The 2515-nt window shown below is 68.2% G+C and carries 3 protein-coding genes; 2 read left to right on the forward strand and 1 reads right to left on the reverse strand.

The window, feature by feature from the left end:
- Positions 1-374 precede the first annotated feature (374 nt).
- Positions 375-941 (forward strand): CarD family transcriptional regulator, encoded by a 567-nt coding sequence (locus tag E4O86_RS22715; RefSeq protein WP_161142817.1) that lies wholly within the window; start codon positions 375-377, stop codon positions 939-941.
- Between the two features lie 174 nt (positions 942-1115).
- Positions 1116-1982, forward strand: coding sequence for an RNA polymerase factor sigma-32 (locus E4O86_RS22720; RefSeq protein ID WP_161142818.1), 867 nt, complete (start codon positions 1116-1118; stop codon positions 1980-1982).
- Here the strand turns inward: E4O86_RS22720 and E4O86_RS22725 are convergent.
- The coding region (locus tag E4O86_RS22725; RefSeq protein WP_161142819.1) for a hypothetical protein at positions 1972-2515 on the reverse strand (544 nt) is incomplete at its 5' end. The genes E4O86_RS22720 and E4O86_RS22725 overlap by 11 nt on opposite strands.

The following is a 2515-nucleotide window of genomic DNA, read 5'->3' on the forward strand; positions in this document are numbered from 1 at the left end:
GGACGCCAAGGCCCATGACGGCGAGGCCGGCAAGCTTGACAAGTACTTCTCCCCCGCCCCCGGCCAGGGCGATTGAGCCGCGGCGCGAGCGAGCCGGCCGAGCGCGCCGGGTTTGCTGTCCTGCTTTTGCCGGGTTGCACCAAAATCTTGATTTTCAGCCGCTTTTGCCCTATATGAGGGTATTCCAAGGTCATCCCGTGCGCGGGAAAATCCGACAGGCGTAGGGAGGAGGATGGTTTCGCTGCTGTGTCACTACAGCGGTTGGCCATTTTCGTCTCTGCCGGATGGCGCGGCAAACGCTCTGCAAGTCTTGGAAGCGGTTCAGCTTCAGCGCGGTTGCTGCGGCTGTCGGAGCGAGCAGGAGTCTCAATCGTATGACGACAAAGAAGGCGGTCCAGCGTCAGGGCTTTCGCACGAGCGAGAGCATCGTCTACCCGGCCCATGGCGTCGGTCGCATCATCGACGTCGAGGAGCAGGAAGTCGCGGGCATGAAGCTCGAGCTGTTCGTCATCAGCTTCGAGAAGGACAAAATGACGCTGCGCGTCCCGATCGGCAAGGCCGCGGCCGTGGGCATGCGCAAGCTCGCTGACGAGGAGACCGTCGCGAAGGCGCTCGACATCGTGAAGGGGCGCGCCCGCGTGAAGCGCACCATGTGGAGCCGCCGCGCCCAGGAATACGAGGCGAAGATCAATTCCGGCGATCTGATCGCGATCTCGGAGGTCGTCCGTGATCTCTATCGCTCGGAGAGCCAGCCGGAGCCGTCTTATTCGGAGCGGCAGCTCTACGAGCAGGCGATCGACCGGATGGCGCGCGAGCTGGCTGCCGTCGAGCGGACGTCGGAGAGCGAGGCCGTGTCCAAGATTGAGAAGTCGATCGAAGCCAGCCCGAAGCGGAAGCGCGCCGCGACCGCCGAGGACGAGGTCCAGGACGAGGCCGCCTGACCCGGCCGAGTTGTCCGTCTCCGGAGCCGGTCTCCCGGGTCCGGACTTGCAGAACCCGGCGCATTGCCGGGTTTTTGCTTTTGCGAATGAACCTATTCGTCCCTTGCTCGTTCTCCCTGACGCACGCCGGGCGCTTGTCCGCGCCCGACGGGCGGTCGAAGGGCGGAGCAGGCGATGTCGGACGAGGGAACCTCCCGCAGGCACATGGTACGCGCAGCCATGAAGGCGCCGTATCTGGAACGCGAGGAGGAGCATGATCTCGCCGTGCGCTGGCGGGAGGAGCGCGATCAGCAGGCGCTGCACCGCCTGACGGCGGCGCATATGCGCCTCGTCATTTCGATCGCCGCCCGGTTCCGGCATTTCGGCCTCTCGATGAGCGACCTCATCCAGGAGGGCCATGTTGGGCTGCTCGAGGCCGCCGCCCGCTTCGAGCCCGACCGTCAGGTGCGGTTCTCCACCTATGCGACCTGGTGGATCCGCGCGTCGATCCAGGACTACATTCTCAGGAACTGGTCGATCGTCCGCGGCGGCACGTCGTCGACCCAGAAGGCCCTCTTCTTCAATCTCCGGCGTCTGCGCGCCCGCCTTTCGCGCGGAGCGGAGCCGATGAACGAGCCGATCGTCTACGAGGAGATCGCCAACGCCCTCGGTGTGTCCCCCGCCGACGTGGCGCTCATGGATTCCCGCCTCTCCGGACCGGACCTTTCCCTCAACGCGCCCGTTTCGGAGGCGGACGGGCAGAGTTCGGACCGCCAGGATTTCCTGGCGGCGGACGGTCCGCTGCCCGACGAGACCGTCGGCGCGCAGATCGACAGCGAGCGCTGGGTGCTCTGGCTCAACCAGGCGCTCACCGCCCTCAACGAGCGCGAGCTCAGGATCGTCCGCGAGCGCCGCCTCTCGGAGGACGGCGCGACGCTCGAATCGCTCGGCGAGAAGCTCGGCATCTCGAAGGAGCGGGTCCGCCAGATCGAGAGCCGCGCGCTCGAGAAGCTCAAGACCGCTCTCACCAATCACCAGCCGGAGCGGGCCCTCAGCGCCTGAGCGCGGCCCGGCCGGCCGCGACCAGCCGGTAGCCCAGGAACAGGACCGCCGCCGCCCAGGCGACCGGATCGATCAGATAGTCCCAGAGATTGCGCGAGCCGTAGAGCCCGGCTTCCCAGGCGGCCACGGAAAGGCCGATCCAGACCGGAAGGAGCACGGCACCCCGCAGCATCCCGAAGCCCGCGGCGAGCGCGAGCAGCGCCGGAAGCTCCCAGCCGCGGAAGCCCCAGCCATAGGGATCGACGGGACCGAGACCGATCGCCGCGGGATAGAGGAGCAGCCCGAGAAGCCCGAGCACCGGGGCGAGCCCCGCAGGCGCGGCCGCGCGCCGGCCGGACCGTCCCGTCACCAGCGCCGCGAGGCAAAGCGACAGCGGGATCAGCGACGCCATGCTGAGCGGGCCGAGGACGGCGAAGGCGAAGGCGGCCGCGCTCTCCCCCTTCACCGTCACGATCAGGGAGAGGAGCGGGAGCGCCGCGGCGGCCGCGAGGCGCAGCCAGGCGGGGGCGCGCAGCCGCGCCGCGAGCGCGGCG

The sequence above is a fragment of the Propylenella binzhouense genome, assembly GCF_009866965.1.
Lineage (GTDB): Bacteria > Pseudomonadota > Alphaproteobacteria > Rhizobiales > Afifellaceae > Propylenella > Propylenella binzhouense.

Excerpts from the sequence above, each read along its gene's own strand:
- E4O86_RS22715 (WP_161142817.1), top strand. The coding sequence starts at position 375 with ATGACGACAAAGAAGGCGGTCCAGCGTCAGGGCTTTCGCACGAGCGAG.
- E4O86_RS22720 (WP_161142818.1), top strand. The coding sequence starts at position 1,116 with ATGTCGGACGAGGGAACCTCCCGCAGGCACATGGTACGCGCAGCCATG.